This is a genomic window from Actinomycetota bacterium (genome assembly GCA_036280995.1).
GTDB lineage: Bacteria > Actinomycetota > CALGFH01 > CALGFH01 > CALGFH01 > CALGFH01.
In genome coordinates, this window is sequence record DASUPQ010000898.1 from 1 (window position 1) to 2,196 (window position 2,196).

3 protein-coding genes are annotated in these 2,196 nt (G+C 70.4%); all 3 read left to right on the forward strand.

Going from position 1 to position 2,196, the window contains the following annotated elements:
* The first annotated feature begins 250 nt into the window (after positions 1-250).
* Positions 251-520 carry a DUF6788 family protein gene (locus VF468_29945; GenBank protein HEX5882508.1) on the forward strand — a complete coding sequence of 90 codons (270 nt, stop codon included), beginning with the start codon at positions 251-253 and terminating at the stop codon, positions 518-520.
* Positions 517-2,028, forward strand: coding sequence for an ISKra4 family transposase (locus tag VF468_29950; GenBank protein HEX5882509.1), 1,512 nt, complete (start codon positions 517-519; stop codon positions 2,026-2,028). The genes VF468_29945 and VF468_29950 overlap by 4 nt, the downstream gene beginning before the upstream one ends.
* 59 nt (positions 2,029-2,087) lie before the next feature.
* The coding region (locus tag VF468_29955) for a mismatch-specific DNA-glycosylase (protein ID HEX5882510.1) at positions 2,088-2,196 on the forward strand (109 nt) is incomplete at its 3' end.

The following is a 2,196-nucleotide window of genomic DNA, read 5'->3' on the forward strand; positions in this document are numbered from 1 at the left end:
AAGACGCGCAGTGCGACCGGCTGCCAGAAGTCGCTCCCTTGATCCGACGCGCTTCCTGACCAACGGCATCAGCGGTTTCGGGTGCGGCTCGTCTGGAGTGATGCTCCCATGTTGGTGAGGGCAGCGTCCTGATCGCCCGACACGCGTGGAAATCCCCGACTTCGGCCCGAGGGAGCGGTTGCCTGTCTGTATCTATCGATGGATACAGATTGGGGTTAGCATGCCGTGCATCGCGAATCGAAGCCGACCATTGCTGCTGCAGGGCAGCCTGACCACGTTCCGGCGCCGCTGCGGGAAGCCGACCTGCCGCTGCGCGACCGGGGAGCCGCACGAGAGCCCGGCCCTGCGGTTCACCGAGGACGGGCGGACCAAGACGCTGACCTTGACCGCCGCCGAGGTGGCGGAGGTGACCGCGGCTTTGGCCCGCTATGAGCAGGCCAAAGCCGATCTGGACGCGCAGGCGGCCGAGGGCATCGCCCGGCTGCGCGGCAGCCGCGCCGCCCACGGCACCCGCCGATGACCGGCCCGACCGGGCAGCCGGCCGTTCTCGGCGCCGACTCCCGGGGCTGTTTCGACCGGCTGCTGGACTGGCTGGAGGGCGGCCAGGCCATCGGCATGACCCACGCCGAGCTGGAAGACGAGCTGGCCTGCCGGGGCCGGGAGCTGCTGCGGCGGATGCTGCAAGACCACCTGAGTCTGCGCGCGGCCAACGAGCCGCGGCTGGCCGCGGTGGCCGACCAGGACGCGGTCGTGCATGCCGCGGTCGAGACCGGTCACCGGCGCACGCTGGCCAGCGTGTTCGGCCCCGTCCAGGTGGAACGGCTGGCCTACCGCCACCGCGGCCACCACAACCTGCACCCCGCCGACGCGGCGCTGAACCTACCCCTGGAGCGGCACTCCCACGGGCTGCGCCGGCTGGCCGCGACCGAGTCCACCCGGGGATCGTTCGACCAGGCCGGCGCCGCCATCACCCGCGCGACCGGCCAGCGGGTCGGCAGACGCCAGGTCGAGCAGCTCACCGCCCGCGCCGCGGTCGACATCGCCGACTTCTACGCCACCGCCGAGCACACCCAGCCCGCCGCCGATGACGTGCTGGTCCTCTCCGCCGACGGCAAGGGCATCGTGATGCGGCCCGACTCGCTGCGCCCGGCCACCGCCAAGGCCGCCGCGAAAGCGAGCACCAAGCTCGCCACCCGACTGTCCAAGGGCGAGAAACGCAACCGCAAACGACTGGCCGAGGTCGGCGCCGTCTACGACCTCACCCCGGTGCCCCGCCAGCCCGGCGACGTGCTCGCCAGCAGACACGACAACGACCGACCGGCACCGGCGCCGGCGCCGAAAGCCAAGAACAAGTGGCTCACCGCCAGTGTGGTCGACGACGCCGCCGAGGTCGTCGCCGCAGTGTTCGACGAGGCCGAACGGCGCGACCCCGAGCATCGCCGCCGCTGGGTCGCCCTCGTCGACGGCAACAACCACCAGATCCAACGCATCCACACCGAGGCGAGCACCCGAGGCGTCGAGGTCGCCATCGTCGTGGATCTGATCCACGTCCTGGAGTACCTGTGGGGTGCGGCCTGGTGCTTCTTCGCCGAAGCCGACCCCAACGCCGAGACCTGGGTGCACCAGCGGGCACAGGCCATCCTGAACGGCGACGCCGTCCAGGTCGCCGCCGGCATCCGGCGCCGAGCCAGTACCGCCAAGCTCGCCCCGACCGAACGCGCCAAGGCCGACGCCTGCGCCAAGTACCTGGTCAACAAGGCCACCTACCTGGACTATCCCACCGCCCTCGCCTCCGGCTGGCCGATCGCCACCGGGATCATCGAGGGCGCCTGCCGGCACCTGGTCGCCGACCGCATGGACATCACCGGGGCACGCTGGAGCGTCGAAGGCGCCGAAGCCGTACTCAAGCTACGAGCCGTCCGCGCGAACCAAGACTTCGACACCTACTGGCGATTCCACCTCGAACGCGAACGACAGCGAGTCCACCAGTCCCGCTACGCCAGCCACGTCATCCCACTCGCCGCGTAGTCCCTCCAGAAGAGCTGCACCCTTATCGAAAGCTGCTGGCTCTGGTTGAGTAACGATCCGTGGGATTCACCAAGGCCGAGCTGCGGAGCTACCGGAACGCCTCCGTCCCGGACCTGGTCGGACCCAGGCTGAGGCTGCTGTTCGTAGGCATCAACCCCGGCCTGTGGA

Excerpts from the sequence above, each read along its gene's own strand:
- VF468_29950 (HEX5882509.1), top strand. The coding sequence starts at position 517 with ATGACCGGCCCGACCGGGCAGCCGGCCGTTCTCGGCGCCGACTCCCGG.